Source organism: Streptomyces luteolus, from assembly GCF_029968015.1.
Classification (GTDB): domain Bacteria; phylum Actinomycetota; class Actinomycetes; order Streptomycetales; family Streptomycetaceae; genus Streptomyces; species Streptomyces luteolus.
The window spans coordinates 143,321-161,097 of record NZ_JASCIS010000013.1 but is presented as its reverse complement, the minus strand read 5'-3'; the positions used below and the strand labels follow the sequence as shown (position 1 = coordinate 161,097).

Annotated in this window: 17 protein-coding genes and 1 pseudogene; 4 read left to right on the top strand and 14 right to left on the bottom strand. The window is 70.7% G+C overall.

Annotated elements, in window-relative coordinates; translation table 11 throughout:
- Position 1: 1 nt before the first annotated feature.
- The 3 genes from QIT00_RS15530 to QIT00_RS15520 form a co-directional block, all read right to left on the bottom strand.
- Entirely contained in the window at positions 2-745 is a 744-nt protein-coding gene (locus QIT00_RS15530; protein ID WP_349017182.1) for a zinc ribbon domain-containing protein, read from the bottom strand.
- Positions 742-1,605 carry a Nif3-like dinuclear metal center hexameric protein gene (locus tag QIT00_RS15525; RefSeq protein ID WP_282535835.1) on the bottom strand — a complete coding sequence of 288 codons (864 nt, stop codon included), beginning with the start codon at positions 1,603-1,605 and terminating at the stop codon, positions 742-744. The genes QIT00_RS15530 and QIT00_RS15525 overlap by 4 nt, the downstream gene beginning before the upstream one ends.
- A 93-nt stretch (positions 1,606-1,698) precedes the next feature.
- Positions 1,699-2,751 (bottom strand): ABC transporter substrate-binding protein, encoded by a 1,053-nt coding sequence (locus QIT00_RS15520; RefSeq protein ID WP_282535834.1) that lies wholly within the window; start codon positions 2,749-2,751, stop codon positions 1,699-1,701.
- Positions 2,752-3,348: 597 nt separating this feature from the next.
- On the opposite strand from QIT00_RS15520, the gene QIT00_RS15515 reads away from it, so the two are divergent.
- Positions 3,349-4,512, top strand: a complete 1,164-nt coding sequence (locus tag QIT00_RS15515; protein WP_282535881.1) for a hypothetical protein — start codon at positions 3,349-3,351, stop codon at positions 4,510-4,512.
- A gap of 178 nt (positions 4,513-4,690) precedes the next feature.
- On the top strand, positions 4,691-4,867 hold the full coding sequence (locus tag QIT00_RS15510; RefSeq protein ID WP_282535833.1) for a hypothetical protein: 177 nt from the start codon (positions 4,691-4,693) through the stop codon (positions 4,865-4,867).
- Between the two features lie 170 nt (positions 4,868-5,037).
- On the opposite strand, the gene QIT00_RS15505 is transcribed toward QIT00_RS15510, so the two are convergent.
- The 3 genes from QIT00_RS15505 to QIT00_RS15495 are packed head-to-tail and all read right to left on the bottom strand — an operon-like array spanning position 5,038 to position 8,000.
- Complete coding sequence (locus QIT00_RS15505) at positions 5,038-5,979, bottom strand: 3-oxoacyl-ACP reductase (protein ID WP_282535832.1); 942 nt, start codon at positions 5,977-5,979, stop codon at positions 5,038-5,040.
- Between the two features lie 39 nt (positions 5,980-6,018).
- On the bottom strand, positions 6,019-7,104 hold the full coding sequence (locus QIT00_RS15500) for a Zn-dependent alcohol dehydrogenase (protein ID WP_282535831.1): 1,086 nt from the start codon (positions 7,102-7,104) through the stop codon (positions 6,019-6,021).
- A gap of 41 nt (positions 7,105-7,145) precedes the next feature.
- The gene (locus tag QIT00_RS15495) at positions 7,146-8,000 is read right to left on the bottom strand and encodes a MaoC/PaaZ C-terminal domain-containing protein (RefSeq protein ID WP_282535830.1); all 855 of its coding nucleotides are present in this window, start codon (positions 7,998-8,000) and stop codon (positions 7,146-7,148) included.
- Between the two features lie 341 nt (positions 8,001-8,341).
- On the opposite strand from QIT00_RS15495, the pseudogene QIT00_RS15490 reads away from it, so the two are divergent.
- Positions 8,342-8,803, top strand: a pseudogene (locus QIT00_RS15490) (response regulator); the annotation flags it as partial.
- Here the strand turns inward: QIT00_RS15490 and QIT00_RS15485 are convergent.
- The 6 genes from QIT00_RS15485 to QIT00_RS15460 form a co-directional block, all read right to left on the bottom strand.
- The gene (locus QIT00_RS15485; RefSeq protein ID WP_282535829.1) at positions 8,804-10,261 is read right to left on the bottom strand and encodes an MFS transporter; all 1,458 of its coding nucleotides are present in this window, start codon (positions 10,259-10,261) and stop codon (positions 8,804-8,806) included.
- A gap of 213 nt (positions 10,262-10,474) precedes the next feature.
- Positions 10,475-11,665: a lipid-transfer protein gene (locus QIT00_RS15480; RefSeq protein WP_282535828.1), complete on the bottom strand. Its 1,191-nt coding sequence runs from the start codon at positions 11,663-11,665 to the stop codon at positions 10,475-10,477.
- 22 nt (positions 11,666-11,687) lie between these two features.
- Positions 11,688-13,943 carry an acyl-CoA dehydrogenase gene (locus tag QIT00_RS15475; RefSeq protein WP_282535827.1) on the bottom strand — a complete coding sequence of 752 codons (2,256 nt, stop codon included), beginning with the start codon at positions 13,941-13,943 and terminating at the stop codon, positions 11,688-11,690.
- A 124-nt stretch (positions 13,944-14,067) separates the two neighbouring features.
- Positions 14,068-14,283 (bottom strand): hypothetical protein, encoded by a 216-nt coding sequence (locus QIT00_RS15470; protein WP_282535826.1) that lies wholly within the window; start codon positions 14,281-14,283, stop codon positions 14,068-14,070.
- A gap of 100 nt (positions 14,284-14,383) precedes the next feature.
- A complete protein-coding gene (locus QIT00_RS15465; protein WP_282535825.1) occupies positions 14,384-14,665 on the bottom strand; it encodes a DUF397 domain-containing protein in 282 nt (93 codons plus the stop codon).
- Entirely contained in the window at positions 14,625-15,473 is an 849-nt protein-coding gene (locus QIT00_RS15460) for a helix-turn-helix domain-containing protein (protein WP_282535880.1), read from the bottom strand. The genes QIT00_RS15465 and QIT00_RS15460 overlap by 41 nt, the downstream gene beginning before the upstream one ends.
- An 85-nt stretch (positions 15,474-15,558) precedes the next feature.
- Between QIT00_RS15460 and QIT00_RS15455 the strand changes: the two genes are divergently transcribed.
- Entirely contained in the window at positions 15,559-15,984 is a 426-nt protein-coding gene (locus QIT00_RS15455; RefSeq protein ID WP_349017180.1) for an ATP-binding protein, read from the top strand.
- A 785-nt stretch (positions 15,985-16,769) separates the two neighbouring features.
- On the opposite strand, the gene QIT00_RS15450 is transcribed toward QIT00_RS15455, so the two are convergent.
- Positions 16,770-17,162 (bottom strand): hypothetical protein, encoded by a 393-nt coding sequence (locus QIT00_RS15450; RefSeq protein WP_282535824.1) that lies wholly within the window; start codon positions 17,160-17,162, stop codon positions 16,770-16,772.
- 60 nt (positions 17,163-17,222) lie between these two features.
- Positions 17,223-17,633, bottom strand: coding sequence for a hypothetical protein (locus QIT00_RS15445; RefSeq protein WP_282535823.1), 411 nt, complete (start codon positions 17,631-17,633; stop codon positions 17,223-17,225).
- Between the last annotated feature and the right edge of the window lie 144 nt (positions 17,634-17,777).

Genomic DNA, 17,777 nt, shown 5'->3' with positions numbered 1-17,777 from the left:
ACTACAGCCCGGACTCCGACGTACGGACCAGGATGCGGCGGCAGTTCTCGCAGCGCACGACCGCGTCCGGGGCGGCGGCACGGACCTCGTTCAGCTCGGTGATGTTGAGCTCCAGGCGGCAGCCCTCGCAACGGCGCTGGTAGAGGCGGGCCGCGCCGACGCCGCCCTCCTTCTCGCGCAGCTTGTCGTAGAGCTTCAGCAGGTCGGCCGGGACCGAACCGGAGACGACCTCGCGCTCCTTGGTGACCGTGGCGGCCTCGCCGTCGATCTCCTCGAAGGCGGCGTCGCGGCGGGCCGTGGCGTCGTCGATCTTCGCCTGGACGGACTCGACGCGCCCGGTCAGCTCGCCGACCCGCTCCTGCGCGGACTCGCGGCGCTCCATGACCTCCAGGACGACGTCCTCCAGGTCGCCCTGGCGCTTGGCGAGCGAGGCGATCTCGCGCTGCAGGTTCTCCAGGTCCTTGGGGCTGGTGATCGCGCCGGAGTCCAGACGCTGCTGGTCGCGGACGGCGCGCTGGCGCACCTGGTCCACGTCCTGCTCGGCCTTGGTCTGCTCGCGGGCGCAGTCGCTCTCCTCGGTCTGCGCGGCGACGAGCAGGTCCTTGAGCTGCGTGAGGTCCTTGGTGAGCGACTCGATCTCGGCGTGCTCGGGCAGCGCCTTGCGCTTGTGCGCGAGCTGCTGCAGGCGTACGTCGAGCGCCTGGACGTCGAGGAGGCGGATCTGGTCGGCGGGCGCGGCGTTCAGTTGGGGGCTCCAGTTGAGTCAGTGGGTGCGGAGACGGACGACGCCGCGTGGGCGGTCCAGGGGTCGGTGACCGTACGCGAGACGTGGACCCGCAGGCCCCATCCGTTGCGGTCGGAGATCTCGTCGAGCTGGGCGGCGGCCTGCTCGCACCAGGGCCACTCGGTGGCCCAGTGGGCGGCGTCGAACAGCGCGAGCGGAGTCTGCTGAGTGGCCTCGGACGCCGGGTGGTGGCGCAGGTCGGCGGTGAGGAAGCCGTCCACTCCGGCCGCGCGGACCGCGTCGAAGAGGCTGTCGCCGGAGCCGCCGCTCACCGCGACCGTACGGATCACGGCGTCCGGGTCGCCCGCCGCGCGGACGCCCTGCGCGGTGCCGGGCAGCCGTTTGGCCGCGCGGGCCGCGAACTCCCGGGCGGAGAGCGGATGGTCGAGCTCGCAGATCCGGCCGAGGCCGCGACGGCCCGATGCGTCCGTCGGGTCGGGGACGAGCGGGCCGACGACGCGGAGGTCGAGGGCGCCGGCGAGGGCGTCGGAGACTCCCGGGTCGGCGGTGTCGGCGTTGGTGTGCGCGACGTGCAGGGCCACGTCGTTCTTGATCAGGTCGTGCACGGCCCGGCCCTTGAAGTGCGAGCGGGCGACCGTCGTCGTACCGCGCAGGTAGAGCGGGTGGTGGGTGACCAGGAGGTCGGCGTCCAGGCGGACCGCTTCGTCGACGGTCTCCCGCACCGGGTCGACGGCGAAGAGCACGCGCGTGACCTCGGCCTGCGGGTCCCCGCAGACGGTGCCGACGGCGTCCCACTGCTCGGCCCGCTCGGGGGGCCACAGGGCGTCCAGGGCGGCGGTTACTTCGGAGAGACGGGGCACGGGGAAAAGGCTACCTTCCCCGTGCCCCTGCCGATCAGCGCCTGTGGACAACGGTCCGCACCGCATTCGGGACGGAAAGCGCGGCTCTCGGAGTCAGCGCGCCAGGTACCCGTCCAGGTCGTCCAGGACCTCGTCCGCCGCCGTCACGCCGAGGCCCAGGTACCAGGTCTCGTCGGGCACGTTCTTCGCCCGGCCCTGCTCGACCGCGCCGAGCTTCTTCCAGAGCGGGTTGGCCTCGGCCCGGGAGCGGTCGGTCTTCTTGGCGTCGCCGTAGACCCCGGTGAAGATCCAGTCGGCGTCGGCCTCGTCGATCTTCTCCGGGCTGATCTCGGTGGCGAGGTCGTTGACCTGCTGGTTCTTCGGGCGCTCCACGCCGACGTCATCCAGGATCGTGCCGATGAACGAGGCCTTCGCGTAGAGGCGGATCATGCCCGGCAGGTAGCGCAGCATCGTGACGGTGGGCTTCTCGCCGCCCTCGTCGATGGCGGCGCCGAGCTTCTCGGCCTTCTTCTCGTACGCGGACAGCTGGTCCTTCGCCTCGCCTTGCTCGTCCAGGGCGGCGGCGTTGAGGAGGTAGTTCTCCTTCCAGGTGAAGCCCGGGCGGATGGAGAACACGGTCGGCGCGATCTTGGAGAGCTGCGGGTACATCTTCGCGGCGCGCAGCTCGCTGCCGAGGATCAGGTCGGGCTTGAGCGCGGCGATCGCCTCCAGGTTGAGGGCGTTGATGGTGCCGACGTTCTTCGGCTTGCCCGCGTCCTTCGCGAGGTAGCCGGGTATGCCGTCGTCGCCCTCGGTCGGCGCGTACCCGACGGGCCGCACACCGAGCGAGACGACGTTGTCCAGCTCGCCGACGTCCAGGACGACGACCCGCTTCGGCTTGGCCTTCAGCTCGGTGCTGCCCATGGCGTGCTCGATGGTGCGCGGGAACTCGCCGGGCTTCGCCTCGGTGCCCATCTTCGCGGTCTGCTCGGCGGCCTTTGCGAAGTCCTCGCCGCCCTGGGCCACGGACTTGCTTCCGCTGCCGTTCTTCTTGCCGCTGCCTCCGTCGGCACCGGAACCGGCGTCTCCGCCGGAACAGGCGGCCAGGGAGAGCGAGGCGGCGACGGCGAGTGCGACGGCAGCGGTGCCGCGGCGGCGTAGGGACATCGAAACTCCTGGGGGTACTTAGGTTGGCCTTACCTTAAGCCACCTCCGGTCCAGCACAACCCCCTCAGCTTTCTCAGGCGAATCAGGACATGGCCACCCTTTGGTGTGAAGCGGTGGGCTGCTCGTGCCACGGCAGCGCGTGCGAAAACTAGCTTTCTGGGCCGGAGGTGAAGCTCACTGATGACCACGACGGCCTGTGCCACGAAGACCGCGACCGGCGCGCAAGGCTCCGGCGGCAGCGGCGAGATCCCCGAGCAGGACGGGCACGACGGGTACGACGGGTGCGACGGGTGCGACGGGTACGACGGGCACGACGGGCACGACGGGCACGACGGGCACGACGGGCACGACGGGCACGACGGGCACGACGGGCACGACGGGCACGACGGGCACGACGGGCACGACGGGCACGACGGGCACGACGGGCACGACGGGTACGACGGGTACGACGGGTACGACGGGTACGACGAGGAAACATCCGGCACCGAGGGCCCGGGCACGGGGACTCCGCTCACGCCGGAGGTGCCTACGCGGAGCGCCGCCTCGACGGACCCGGCTGCCGACGCCGAACTCGCGGCAGCCCCTGCCGAAACGGTCCTGCAACCCCCCTCACCCCAGGACCCCTCACCCCAGGACCCCCCGCCCCGCCCCGGGCACCCCCCGGCCACGCCCTCCTTCACCATCAGCGCGGCCGGTGCGTACGCCGCCCGCCTCGCCCCGCACGGTGAGGGCGGCGCCGTCTGGTGCCCCGAGCGCTGGACCCTCGACGGCCCCGAGCCCTACGCCGTCCCGCTCCCCCTCGACCAGCCGGAGGAGTACGGCACCGAAGTGCTGCCGATGGCGGACGGCCGGGTCCTCGTGCACCGCACCAACGGGCAGCGGCAGTCGTTCTCGCTGCTCTACCCGACGGGACCCGGCACCGGCGAACACCTCCTGGGCGCCCTGGAATCGGAGCAGTTGAGGCTCCTGCCGCCCTCGCCGAGCGGCTCCTGTGCGTACGCCCTGGCCGTCGGACTGCAGGCCACCTCGGTCTGGCTGGTCGCGGGCGGCGCCTTCGGGCCCCAGCAGGTCGCCGAGGTGCCGGGTCGCTGCACGGGCGGGGTGTGGCTGGACCGCACCGGCCGGATGCTCGCCCTCGACCAGGAGCTCGACGGCCGGACGAAGACGGTCGCCGTGGACCTGGAGCGCGGTGGCGAGGTGACGCCGCTGCTGCAGATCACCGAGCAGAGCAACGACCGGCTGCTGCTCGCCGACGCGGCCAGCGGGCTGATCCTGGTCCGCTCCGACGCCCCCGGCCAGGACCGGCTCGGCTGGGGCGTGCTCGGCTCGACGCTGCCGGTCCGGTTCCCGGAGTGCCTGCGGCTGCCGGACTGCGCGGTGACGCCGTTCGCGATCGAGCCGGGGCAGGCCCTGATGCCCGAGCACTGCGCCGTGGCGCTGCGGATCGACGGTGCGGCGGATACGTGGATCGGGCTCTGGCGGCCCGTCGAGCGTCGCGTCCAGCACCTGGCCGCGCCCCAGGGCTGGCTGACCGGCGCCGGGTTGTGGACGCCCGACGGTGAACTCCGGCTCCCGTACGCGACGGAGGCCGTGCCCTGTGGGGTGGCCCGGGTCATGGCGCCGCCCCCGGCTCCGCCCGAACCGGCTCCCGCGCCCGCGCCCGCGCCCGCTCCCCGCCCGGTCCCGTTGCAGCAGGCGCCGCTTCAACAGGCCCTGCCGATGCGGCGGATGGCGCGCCGCATCCAGCACGTGGAGGTGTGAACGGCGCCGCCGAAAGGCCGGAACGCAAAGGGTTCGCACGGCGTGCCGGGCACGGCTTCCGAACCGTTACGAAGGCGTGCCACAAGCCGTTACTCACCCGGCGTGATTGCCGCGTACAGGACAGTTAGACTCGCCCGGCTGTCCTTTGACGATCTTCTTACGGGGTGACGTTTTTCCCATGACCGAGAACAGCGACGTGCCCACGGAGCCGCAGGCTTCGGACGCCGCGCGCGAGCAGCGCGGGCACGGCAGGCACCGGGGCCCGGTCTCCGTACAGGACGTTCCGGAGAACACTCCGGCGCCGCGCGGCCGACACCGCAAACCGTCCGACGAACGACGCTCGCAAGCGGCGTAAGCGTCTTCTTCCGATGCGCGCCCCCGGAGCCCCTCGGGTCCGGGGGCGCGCTCTTTCCCCACCCCGCCCCTTCCCGAACTGGGGGCCAGCCCCCAGACCCCCGCTCCTCAAACGCCGGAGGGGCTGGTATTTAGGGGCGCGGGGGCGCAGCCCCCGGAGAAGTCCGAAGATCACCCCCGCTTGAGCCCCAGCACCTCCGAAGCCGCGAACGTCTCGTTCGCGGGCCGGTCCGCGTAGTACGGGGACAGCGCCTCGTCCAGCTCCTCGTACGAGAAGACCTCCTTCGCCGTGTCGAACTTCGCGGCCACGCACGGGCGTTCGACGACGGCGACCATGCCGCCGTGCACGACGAGCAGCTGCCCGTTGACCTTCCCGGCCGCCGGGCCCGCCAAGTACCCGACCAGCGGAGCGACATGCTCCGGGGCCAGCGGGTCGAGCTCGTCCCCCGTCGGCTCGCCGAACCCGGCGAAGACGTCCTCCGTCATCCGCGTACGGGCGCGCGGGCAGATCGCGTTGGCCGTCACGCCGTACTTGCCGAGCGCGAGCGCCGAGGACGTGGTGAGGCCGACGATTCCGCCCTTGGCGGCCGCGTAGTTGGGCTGTCCGGCCGAGCCCGCGAGGAAGGCCTCGGAGGAGGTGTTGACGATCCGGCCGTAGACCGGGCCGCCCGCCTCCTTGGAGCGTGCGCGCCAGTGCACCGAGGCGAAGTGGGTGGTGTTGAAGTGCCCCTTGAGGTGGACGCGGATGACCGAGTCCCACTCGTCCTCGCCCATGGAGAAGATCATCCGGTCGCGCAGGATGCCCGCGTTGTTGACGAGGATGTCGAGCTTTCCGTATGTGTCGACCGCCAACTTCACTAGTTCACGGGCCTGTTCATGGTCCGCGACGTCGCCGAGGTGCGCGACCGCCTGCCCGCCCGCCGCCCGGATCTCGGCGGCGACCTCCTCCGCCGGGGCGGCCGAAGCCTCCCCCGAACCGTCCCTTCCCGGCTGTCCGAAGTCGTTGACGACGACGCTCGCGCCGAGCCGGGCCAGCTCCAGGGCCTCGGCCCGGCCGAGACCGCGGCCCGCGCCGGTGACGATCGCCGACAGGCCGGCAAGTGGCTGTGACATCAAAGTCCCTTCGCCTGTGCTGAGTTGGGAGTACGGGTCTCAGAGCTCGATGCAGGTGCGCAGGGCCGCACCGCTGCGCATCTGGTCGAGCGCGTCGTTGATCGAGGCGAGCGGCACGCGGTGCGTGATCAGGCCCTCCAGGTCGATCCGCCCGGCCCGCCACAGCGCGATGGCCCGCTGGTACGAGGTGAGGACGTCGCCGCCGCCGTACATGGACGGCAGGATCCTCTTCTCGTCGAAGAACAGCTCGAACATATTGACCTGCAGGAAGTCATCGAGGGCGCCCGCGCCGACCACACAGAGGGTGCCGCCGCGCCGGGTCCTCTCGTACGCGGTGCGGGCGGTGGCGGACTTGCCGACGACCTCGAAGACGTAGTCGAAGCCCTCGCCCGCCGTGATGCGCTGGCTGGCGTCGTCGAGCGCGTCCGGGGCGACGGCCTCCGTGGCGCCGAACCTGAGCGCCGCCTCACGCCGCGACTCCACCGGGTCGACGGCGACGATCTGCGCGGCGCCCTTGAGCCGCGCGCCCTGGATGGCGGAGATCCCGACCCCGCCGCAGCCGATCACGGCGACCGACGAACCGGCCGCCACGTCCGCGGTGTTGACGGCGGCGCCGAGCCCGGTGGTGACGCCGCAGCCGATGAGGGCGGCGATGTCGAAGGGCACGTCGTCCGGGATCGGCACGGCGCACTTGGCGTCCACGACGACCTCTTCGGCGAACGTGCCGGTGCCGGCGAAGCCGAAGACGTCGGCCGGACTCCCGGCGGGGCGCTTGAAGTTGGGCGTGCCCGCGTTCATGAACCCGGCGAGGCACAGGTGGGTCTGGCCGCGCTTGCACGCGGGACAAGCGCCGCAGGCGGGCAGCCAGCACACCAGGACGCGGTCGCCGGGCTTGACGTGGGTGACGCCGTCGCCGACGTCGAGGATCTCGCCGGCGCCCTCGTGTCCGGGCACGAACGGTCCGGGTTGCGGCAGCACGCCGCTCATCGCGGAGAGGTCCGAGTGGCACAGGCCGGTGGCCCGCACCCTGATCCTCACCTTGCCGGGCCCGAACCCCACCGCCTCGACGTCGTCGAGGACCTCCAGCTTCTCCTGGCCTATCTCGTGCAGCACGGCTGCGCGCATGGTGCGGCTCCTCTCGTACGTCAACCGGTCCTGGTCGTACGTCAGTTGTGCTGGACCACCGTGTCGGCGAGCACCGGGGCGTCGTCCCGCTCCACCGCGCTCACCGCCACCTGCACCCGGCCCGCGTCCTCCCACATCCGCAGCCGCAGCGTCTCCCCCGGGAACACGACCCCGGCGAACCGCGTCGTGTACGAGCGCACCCGCGAGACGTCCCCGCCGAGCACCGTGTCGACGACGGCCTTGAGGGTCATGCCGTACGTGCAGAGCCCGTGCAGGATCGGCCGGTCGAACCCGGCGAGCTTCGCGAACTCCGGGTCGGCGTGCAGCGGGTTCCAGTCGCCGGAGAGGCGGTAGAGGAGGGCCTGGTCCTCGCGGATGGTGCGCTCCTCGACGCGGTCGGGCGCGCGGCCCGGGAGTTCGAGGCGGGCGGAGGGCCCGCGGTCGCCGCCGAAGCCGCCCTCGCCGCGTACGAAGATCTGGGTGTCGCAGGTCCACAGCGGGCCGTCGGCGTCGGCCACGTCGGAGCGCATCACGATGACGGCGGCCTTGCCCTTGTCGTACACCGCGGGGATCGTCGAGGTCTGGACCGCCGTGCCCGTCACGGGGATCGGGCGGTGCAGGGTGACGGTCTGGCCGCCGTGCAGGACGTGGGCGAGGTTCACGTCGACGCCGGGCGCGGAGAGTCCGCCGGCCACGGCCATGCCCCCGCCCGCGACGGTGGCGAAGCTGGGCAGCACGTGCAGCTTCGACTCCAGGGTGTAGCGCAGTTCGTCGGGGTCGGTGGCGGGGCGGCCCGCGCCGAGGCCCAGGTGGTAGAGCTGGATGTCCTTGTGGTCCCAGGCGATGTCGGTGCTGCGGGGCTCGGCGGCTAGGGCCTTGGCGGCATCAATGGGCATGGGGACACGGCTCCTTGTCGTTCACGTCGCGGGTGCGTTGCGGGTGCGTCGCGGGTGCGTTGCGGGTGCGTCGCGTGTGCGTCGCGTGTGCGTTGCGGGTGCGTGCGTACGGGCGAAGACCTCGGCGCGACCGTCCGCACCGTCGGCCGCACCGAGGCCGTCCTCGACCGGCCCGAACCGCGCTTCTAGAACGCGTTCTAGGCCGATGGTCACCATGTATAACGCAGCCCTCCGCGCTTGTGAAGACTCCCAGCTGACGGAATGTCAGATGAATGCCGGATGGCCCGAGCCCGCCCACACCACGGAGTACCTATTACGACAAACCGCCCTAATCTGGACGTATGAACGACATGCCTCCGGCCCACCGCCCCACCAAGAGCGTGCGGGTCCTGCTCGCCGAGGATCCGAGCATGAGCCGCGGCGCGCTGGCCCTGCTGCTCGGCATGGAGCCGGACCTCGCGGTGGTCGCGCAGGTCGGCGCGGGCGAGCGGGTGGTGGCCGAGGCCCTGACCGTACGGCCGGACGTGGCGCTGCTCGACGTCGAACTGCCGGGGCGCGAGGGCTGCGACGGTCTCGACGTGGCGGCGGGGCTGCGCGCGGAGTGCCCGGACTGCGCGGTCCTCGTCCTCACGACGTTCGGGCGGCCCGGGCTGCTGCGCCGCGCCCTCGACGCGGGCGCGGCGGGCGTGCTCGTGAAGGACGGGCCGGTCGGGGAGCTGGCGGAGGCGATCAGGCGGGTGCTGCGCGGCGAGACGGTCGTCGACCCGGCTCTGGCCGCTGCCGCGCGCCGCGAGAAGCCCTCGTCAGGCTGAGGTGGTGCGCCGCTCGGCCGTCCCGCGCGGCATCCAGAGCAGCATCACGACGACCCCGGCGAGCAGGAAGAACGCACTGGTGCGGAACGCCGCCGCGTACCCCTCCGTCAGCGCCTCGGGGCTGACCGGCGCCAGGCTGCCCGAGCCGTCCGCGTGGGAGGCGGCGACCGTGGAGAGCACGCTCAGGCCGAGCGAACCGCCCATGGTGCGGGAGGTGTTGATGAGACCGGAGACGAGGCCCGCGTCGCCGGGGGCGGCACCGGACGTGGCGAGGGAGGCGAGCGGCGTGGAGGCGAGGCCCGCGCCGAGCATCATCACGATGCCGGGCAGCATGATGGACGTGAGGTACGTGCCGTCAGCGGTCATCGTCGACTGCCAGCCGAAGCCGGCCGCGGCGATCAGGATGCCGAGCATCGACACGTTCCGCGCGCCGAGCCGCGGCATCAGTCGCGGGGCGAGCTTGGAGCCGACGACGACGGTGAGCGACGACGGGATGAGCGCGAGCCCGGCCTTCAGGGGCGAGTAGTCGAGGACGTTCTGCGCGTACAGCGTCATGAAGAACCACATGGCGAACATGGCGCCGCCGCAGATGAACATCGACGCGTTGGCCGCCGACACCGACCGCACCTTGAACAGCTTCAGCGGCATGAGCGGCACCCGCGTCCGCGCCTCCACCAGCAGGAACACCAGGAGCAGCGCGAGCCCCGCGCCCAGCGGGGCGAGCGTGGCGGGCGCCGTCCAGCCCTCGACCTCGGTCTGGACGATGCCGTACGCGAGGGTGGCGAGGCCCGCCGTGACGAGGACCGCGCCCGGCAGGTCGAGGCGGCGGGCCTGGCCGGAGCGGCTCTCGCTGAGCCAGAGCACGCCCGCGACGAGGACGAGCGCGCCGATCGGCACGTTGATGAGGAGCACCCAGCGCCAGGACAGCAGGTCGGTGAGGACTCCGCCGACGAGCCCGCCGGCCGCGCCGCCGCCCGCCCCGACCGCGGACCAGGTGCCGATCGCCCGCACCCGCGCGGACCCCTCGGGCACCGCCGACGTGAGGATCGTCAGGGTCGACGGGGCGAGGACGGCCGCGCCCAGGCCCTGGACGGCGCGGGCGGCGAGGAGCTGCCAGTCGGCCTGCGCGAGGCCGCCGGCGAGGGAGGCGGCGGTGAAGAGTCCGAGCCCGACGAGGAACATCCGCTTCCGCCCGAAGAGGTCCCCGGCCCGCCCGCCGAGCAGCATGAACCCGGCGAAGGCGATCGAGTAGGCGTTGACGACCCACTGCAGGCCGATCGCGCTCATCCCGAGGTCGGCGCGCATCGACGGCAGCGCGGTGTTGACCACGGACACGTCGAGCACGACGAGGAACTGTCCCGCGCAGGCGGCGAGCATGACGGCCCACAGGGGCGCGGTCTTTTTGCGGACGGTGGGGGCTATGTACGTGTCGGTGGGGCTCTGGACCATGCGGGCCATGCTCTCAGGAGGTGGACTCCGGTTACATCGGGGCATCGACGGAGCTGTCCTCGGTCCAGAGGCTTAGGCCCCGACAGGGGCGCGGGGAACTGCGCGACAAGCCACGACGGCGCGGCAGCCGAAGAACGGCCGTGAAGCGGGGCGCGGGGCGGGGCCCCCGGAGCTGTCCGCAGGACTTTCGGGAAGGGGCGGGGAGGGGAAGAACTAGCCCCGCCGCAGCATCGTCACCACAGCCGCCCCACCCAGCCCGATGTTGTGCGCGAGCCCGACCCGCGCGTCGGGAACCTGCCGCTCACCGGCCGCCCCCCGCAACTGCCACGTCAACTCCGCGACCTGCGCAAGCCCCGTCGCCCCCAGGGGATGCCCCTTGGAGATCAGCCCACCGGACGGGTTGACGACCCACTTCCCCCCGTACGTCGTCGCCCCCGACTCCACGAGCTTCCCCGACCCCCCGTCCTCGCACAGCCCGAGCGCCTCGTACGTGAGGAGTTCGTTGATGGAGAAGCAGTCGTGCAGCTCGATCACGTCGACGTCCTCGATGCCGAGCCCGGACGCCTCGTACACCTGCTCCGCCGCCGCCCTCGACATGGGCTTGCCGACGACGTCGATGCACGAGCCGGAGTCGAAGGAAGCAGCCGTATCGGTCGTCATGGCCTGGGCGACGATCTCCACGGCCCGGTCGCCGAGCCCGTGCCGCTCGACAAACCGCTCGGAGACGACGACGGCCGCGGCCGCGCCGTCCGAGGTGGGCGAGCACTGCAGCTTGGTGAGCGGCCGGTGGATGGTCTTGGCGGCGAGGATCTCCTCGACCGTGTAGACGTCCTGGAACTGCGCGTACGGGTTGTGCGCCGAGTGCCGGTGGTTCTTGGCGCCGACCGCCGCGAGCTGCGCCTCCGTGGTCCCGTACAGCTCCATGTGCTCACGGGCAGCGTCGCCGAAGATCTGGGCGGTGGGCGGGGACATCTCGAAGCCGTGCTTGGCCGCCATGATCCCGTAGTGCCGCGCGACCGGCGAGGTCTTGAAGTCGCCACCATCGGCACCACCCCCGAGCGCGCCGCGCGCCATCTTCTCGAAGCCGAGCGCGAGCACGCAGTCGTTGAGGCCGCCCGCGACGAACTGGCGGGCCATCATCAGGGCGGTCGAGGCGGTCGCGCAGTTGTTGTTGACGTTGTAGACCGGCACGCCGCTCAGCCCGAGTTCGTACGCGGCACGCTGCCCGGCCGTGGACGCCTGGAAGCAGTAGCCGACGGGTACCTGCTCGACCTGCTCGTACGAGATCCCCGCGTCCTCAAGGGCCTTGGTCCCGGCCTCCTCGGCCATGTCCCAGTACTGCCAGTCGCGGGTCTCGGGCTTCTCGAACTTGGTCATGCCGACACCGACGATGTACGTCTTCACAACAGTCCTCCGGAGTCCGGGATCAGATGAGGGGGCGCGGCTCGGGGTCGCGGGGCAGGCCGAGGAGCCGTTCCGCGACGACGTTGAGCTGGACCTGCGTGGTGCCGCCCGCGATGGTCAGGCAGCGGGACATCAGGAATCCGTGCACGGCCCGCTCGCCCGCGCCCTCGCGCACCGCCCCGGCCGGGCCGAGCAGTTCGAGCGCGAGCTCGGCGACCTTCTGCTGGTGCGGGGTCTGCACGAGTTTCCTGATGGACGCACCGGCCCCGGGCTCGGCCCCGGCGACCTGCCGCATGGTCGTACGAAGTCCGATGCACGCGAGGGCGTGTGCCTCGGCGGCGAGGGCGCCGATCCGGGCGCGGCAGGCGCCGTCGAGGTCGGCGGCGCGGGCGATGAGCGCTTCGAGGCCGGTGTCGAACGTCAACTGGTCGGCCATGTGGACGCGTTCGTTGCCGAGGGTGTTGCGGGCGACCCGCCAGCCGTCGTTCACCTCGCCCACGACGGCGTCGGCGGGCAGCACCACGTCGTCGAAGTAGACCTCGTTGAAGAGCGAGTCCCCCGTGATCTCCTTGAGCGGCCGTACGTCGATGCCGTCCCCCGCTTGAGAAGTCGCGGCCTTCATGTCGACGAGGAAATAGGTGAGCCCCTTGTGCTTGGGGGCTTCGGGGTCGGTACGGGCGAGCAGGATCCCGAAGTCCGCCCACTGCGCGGCGCTCGTCCACACCTTCTGCCCGTTGACCCGCCACCGCCCGTCGTCGAGCCGCTCGGCCCGGGTGCGCAGGGCGGCGAGGTCCGACCCGGCCTCGGGCTCGGAGAACAGCTGGCACCAGAGCACGTCCCCGCGCAGGGTCGGCGCGAGGTGGTCCTGCTGCTGGGCGGGCGTCCCGTACGCGATGAGCGACGGCACGACCCAGGTGGCGATGCCGAGATCGCTCACCTTCACCCCGGCCGCCTTCAACTCGGCCTGAACAGCGAGCTGTTGGACGGGCCCGGCGCCGAGTCCGTACGGGGGCGGAAGGTGCGGGGCGGCGTAGCCGGTGGGCGCGAGGGCGCGGCGGGCGGCGGCGGGGTCGAGCCCGCGCGCCCCGTCGATGGCCTCGCGCGCTGTGCGCCGGTACGCGTCCGCCTCGGCCGGAAGGTCGAGCTTCAGCTCCCTGCGCGCTCCCGTCCCGGCAAATCGCACAGCACGCGCGCGGTGGCTGTCCCCGGAGCCGAGCAACTGGCGTGCGACGAGGGCCCGGCGGAGGAACAGATGGGCATCGTGCTCCCAGGTAAAGCCGATGCCGCCGAGGATCTGGATGCAGTCCTTGGCGCAGGAGTGGGCGGCGTCGAGGGCAGTCGCGGCGGCGAGCGACGCGACGAGCCCGCGTACGTCGGGTGGGTCGGTTTGCGCCGCCCTGGCGGCATCCCAGGCGAGGGCGCGCGCCTGCTCGACCCGTACGAGCATGTCGGCGCACAGGTGCTTCACCCCCTGGAACTGCCCGATGGGCCGCCCGAACTGCTCGCGCACCTGGGCGTGTTCGGCGGCGGTCTGCAGCGCCCGGTCGGCGGTTCCGCAGGCGTCGGCGGCGTACAGGGTGGCGGCGAGGTCGCGTACGAGGGCGGTGTCGAGGCGGCTCAGGACACGCGTGGCGGGCACCTGGGTGTGTGTGGCGACGACGTGGGCGGTGGGCCGGGTCGGGTCGGCACTCTCGTGCCCGCGCACGGAGACGTCGGCCGCGTCCACCGCCATCCATACGGTGCCGGTCGCGGACTCGGCGGCGAGCAGCAGCAGGTCGGCCTCGCCGCCGGAGAGCACGGGCGGGGCGGTTCCGTCGAGCACGTACCCGTCGCCTTCGGCCACGGCGGTGAGCGTGCCGGCACCCAGTGCGGCGGCGCCGATCCGCTCTCCTGCGGCGAGCTGCCGCACCAACTCATCCTGTCCGGCGGCGCGATGCAGGACGGTGAGGGCCAGGGCGTTGGCAAGGTACGGCCCGGGAAGCGAGGCCTTCGCCGCCTCTTCCAGCACGACGGCCAGATCTACGAGATCGCCGCCCCCTCCCCCGTACTCCTCGGGCAGATGCGGCGCGAGCAGCCCCTGCTCGGCGAGCCCGGCCCAGTACGCGGGCCGCCCGGTGGCTCCGCTCGGGGCGTCGAGCAGCTTGCGCGTCTCCTCGGGCGGTACGGAGCGGGCCACCCAACCGCGCACGGCGTAGGCCAACTCCCCCTGCTCTTCGGTGGTCCCGATGCTTCCGGTGCTTCCGGTGCTTCCTGCGCTTCCGCTGCTTCCGTTCCCCATGCGGGGCACAGTAGAACACGTTCCATTCTGACGGAAGGTCAGGAACGCGGGAACGCCATCGGCCTCCAGGGCCGCAAGCCGCAGCTTGGCTCTGGAGGCCGACGAACGCGCAGGGCGCGGAGGCTCAGACGGTGGTGGAGCCAAGCCCCAGCGGGATGTCCTTCACGGTGACCGAGACGGAGTCGATGGAGCCGTCGGTCAGCATGGGCAGACCGTTGGGGCCCTGGGCGAAGTTGGCCGTCAGGCCCTCCACGCTGCCGCTGACGGACAGGCCGCCCGCGATGTTGTCGAGGTCGGCGTCGGCTATCTCAGCGGTCTCGATGCGCGAGGTCTGGCTCATGGTGAGTGTCCTTCGAGTCTGGAGGGGATCAGGTGCCGGGCGAGCCAATCACGCCCGCACACCCCACGAGTCCCCCAACTCCCCACCTTTCACAGCCCGTTCACCGGAGCCCCTCACCCCGCTTCGCAGCCGCGACGAAGGCGGCGAAGGCGCCGGGACTGACGGTGAAGGCGCCGCCTTCGGGGTTCTTGGAGTCGCGAATGGCGATATGGGTGGGGAGTTCGGCGATCTCCAGGCAGTCACCGCCGGTGTCACCGCTGTACGAGGACTTACGCCAGGCGGCGCCGCCGAGCGGGGCGCACTCGATGCAGTCGCCTCCGGTGTCGGAGCTGTACGACGACTTACGCCACGTCGCGCCCGTCAGGTCCTGGTCCGTGTGCATAGCGCTCCTCCATTACTCGGGCGATCCGATCCGCCGAGTCCTCCACGGAGAGCGCGGCGGCCCGCAAATGATCGTATCGGAACGAACCTTCCCTGATGGCTTGCGGGTTGGCGGTCATGTGGCCCTGGACGAAGTCCTCGGTGTAGACGATGTCGGGGTCATCCTCGAAGCGCAGTATGTTGAAGGTGCCCGGCAGGCCGGGGTGCGCACCCGCCTCGAAGGGCAGGATCTGGACACTCACCCACGGCCGCCGCTGCAGATCCAACAGGTGGGCAAGTTGGTTTCGCATGACGGCAGCACCGCCGACCTCCTGGTACAGGACAGCCTCGCTCAGTACCGCCCAGAGCAACGGCGGCTCGTCCCGCTCCAACACACGCTGGCGATCGATCCGTGCGGCGACCCGGGCATCAAGGTCACCGTCGGACCGCACGCCGAGTACGGCCCTCGCATACTCCTCCGTCTGAAGAAGCCCGTACACCAACTGGGCCTGATACGTGGAGATATAGCTCGCCCTGGCCTCCATCTCGGCGTACGCCTGGAACCAGCTCGGCAGCTGACTGCGCAGCACAAGCCCGACCAGCCGCGAGAACTGCCCGTCGGTCCCGAGTGCCGCGTCCAACCGCTCGGACAGTTCACGCGTCGGCACCTTGTGGGCGGTCTCGATCTGCCCGATGAGGGACCCCGTGCAGAAGACGATGGAACCCAACTCGCCTTGCTTGAGCCCCGCTTCCTCTCTCAGGCGGCGGAGTTCGGAGCCGTAGTAGTCCAGCGGAGAGGCGCCGGGGTCGAGGTTGCGGATGTTGGCCATGCGGACGGCCACCCCCAAGTTCACGCTGTGCGAGGTTCGGTTCAGCTGGTAGCCGAGCGTAATCAGCTCACCGCACGCTGGTGTGGTGAATCCATCAACTGGCCGCGAGGCGACGGAAATTGAGTACTGCTACCGCCTGAGCATGACGCTCGGTGAACACTCGGTGGGCCACTTCCGCCGCATCCTGCGCATGCTGCTCACGTCGTGGGACATGACCGATGTACGGGACGCGGCGGAACTGGCCCTGACAGAACTGGTGACGAACGTTCTCCGCCACGTACCGCAGGACCCCCACTGCACGGTGCAAATCCTGCGCTACGCGCGCGTGCTGCGGGTCGAGGTGACGGACCGCAGCCCGAGCCCGCTCCACGCCCGGACCCCGGAGGGCCTGAGCGAAGGCGGCCGCGGCCTGCTCCTCGTCGAGGCGGTGACAGACCGCTGGGGCGCAGCGCCGGCGCCGGGCGGGAAGACGGTCTGGTTCGAATGCGAGGCGAAGGGCGACGAGCGATGACGTACGCGCCGTACGGTGGGTTCCTGCCCGACCGTCCCGGCGCCACCGCCGGAAGCATCGCGATCATGGTCCACGAGGTCGCCCCGAAGGCTTGCGCGAGAACCCCGGAAGCGATCCGGACCGCTCCTCAGCGGCACCCCGACTGGCCGCAGGGCTTCGAGTGGGACTGGCTCAGCGCGGCGGCGGACCTCGACCGCGCGGAACTGGACGAGGCCCCTGGCCAAGTGGCACCCCTTCGCGTGCGCCTGCGCGGCCCCTGGCTACTTGGACGAGGTGGAGCAGACCGTCAAGGGCCTGGCAGAGGGCGACACGGACGGCATGGTCTTCCACTACGCGGAAAGGCAACACTCACGACGCCGAGAACAACCCCGGGGCGCGGGGAGGTCCGGATGAGTTCGCACGCGATCAGGTACGCGGACCTGGCGGCACGGCACAGGGCGCAACTCCCGACGCCTCAGAGCGAGTCCCTGCAACAGCTGGAGAAACGCCTCAGCCTCAACCCGTTCGGCCCGCCCGCGCTGTGCAACCTCGACAGGAGCTGGTCGGCAGTACGGAAAGGCGGCGACGTTGCCTGGGCGGAGCGTTTCCGCCGTCGTCCGCCCACTGGACGGCCGCACCGCCTTCTGGCTCCCCCTTACCGGGCATCCTGATGTCACTCTGAGACATCACTCACGAGGGAACACCACCAGGCCCGCGCAGAATGCGCTTCGCTCATGTCTCAGCAGGGACACGTGTCGCAAAGGTAACTGTCCGCCCTTGGCTCCGTGGAGAACTTCATCCCCAGATCATCGGTATCCGAGCCTTCCCGCTGCGGATACCGAGATCTCGAGGAGTTGACGAAAAGGCACATCTGGCACCTGGTAGCTGTGTCCCGCCGCGTGATTCAAGAACTCATCGGACAGGCCGAGACAATAGTGCTTCACGTAGGACGCGAGATCAACCCGCCAGACGAACCTACCGTCGGTGAGGAGAGAGGAGCCGCCAGGAGAGTGGAAGAGGTCCCCGACCACATCGCGGGTTCCCTCCATCACATCGAAGATCGGATGCCCAGATTCCAGGTACCGCGCCATCTCTTCTGCGGGATACCCATCAGCTCCGGCCAGGGCCAGACTGATCGGCGCGCTGTAGACATCTGGATTATCGGGCTCGATCTCGCAAAAGAACCCCACAAACTGCACGCCCCCAACTCTGGCATTACGCCACAACCTCGGCCTTCCCCTCGTAACGGCCCGAGGATCCTAGAATTCCCCTCGCCTTCGACTTTCTGACAGAAAGTCGTCGATCTCGATCATTTCACCTTGAGTCAACGCTTTCGGCTTTCCACCCTGCCGGCGCACATGCTCCACGAATTCAGCCCCTGGCGAGATACCGTACGTGTCCACATAATCAGCCGCATCGCCACGCCAGAAGTAATGTCCGTCTGTCAGGATTCCGCTCCCGCCCGCGACATCAAATTTTGCTCCAATGATGTCCTTCGTGTGCTCCATGATGGCAAGCACACCCCCCCCATTACGCAGGTAGTTTGAAACGAGACCCCTGTCGGGGCTGGCTAGCGAATCGGAAAGAGCCAACATCTCGCCCCTGCGTTCCGAGTATGCAGCCTGACCTTCCAGGGAACTCAGGATCCCCAGCGCTCGAACTTCCTTCATGGTGACTCCTCATCATCCACGATCCCTGAATTACTCATTTTGTAATCGGATCGCCTCGGGGGCCATCCGGCCATTCGCGCACAAGGTCGGTCCTTCGATCAAGGTCCACCATGTGCGCACTTGCATTACGCACTTCGACCCCTA

Coding starts and splice junctions, on each gene's coding strand:
- QIT00_RS15495 (WP_282535830.1), bottom strand. CDS start 8,000: ATGCCCATTGATGCCGCCAAGGCCCTAGCCGCCGAGCCCCGCAGCACC.
- QIT00_RS15520 (WP_282535834.1), bottom strand. CDS start 2,751: ATGTCCCTACGCCGCCGCGGCACCGCTGCCGTCGCACTCGCCGTCGCC.
- QIT00_RS15510 (WP_282535833.1), top strand. CDS start 4,691: ATGACCGAGAACAGCGACGTGCCCACGGAGCCGCAGGCTTCGGACGCC.
- QIT00_RS15500 (WP_282535831.1), bottom strand. CDS start 7,104: ATGCGCGCAGCCGTGCTGCACGAGATAGGCCAGGAGAAGCTGGAGGTC.
- QIT00_RS15475 (WP_282535827.1), bottom strand. CDS start 13,943: ATGGGGAACGGAAGCAGCGGAAGCGCAGGAAGCACCGGAAGCACCGGA.
- QIT00_RS15485 (WP_282535829.1), bottom strand. CDS start 10,261: ATGGTCCAGAGCCCCACCGACACGTACATAGCCCCCACCGTCCGCAAA.
- QIT00_RS15505 (WP_282535832.1), bottom strand. CDS start 5,979: ATGTCACAGCCACTTGCCGGCCTGTCGGCGATCGTCACCGGCGCGGGC.
- QIT00_RS15470 (WP_282535826.1), bottom strand. CDS start 14,283: ATGAGCCAGACCTCGCGCATCGAGACCGCTGAGATAGCCGACGCCGAC.
- QIT00_RS15445 (WP_282535823.1), bottom strand. CDS start 17,633: ATGAAGGAAGTTCGAGCGCTGGGGATCCTGAGTTCCCTGGAAGGTCAG.
- QIT00_RS15465 (WP_282535825.1), bottom strand. CDS start 14,665: ATGCACACGGACCAGGACCTGACGGGCGCGACGTGGCGTAAGTCGTCG.
- QIT00_RS15460 (WP_282535880.1), bottom strand. CDS start 15,473: ATGGCCAACATCCGCAACCTCGACCCCGGCGCCTCTCCGCTGGACTAC.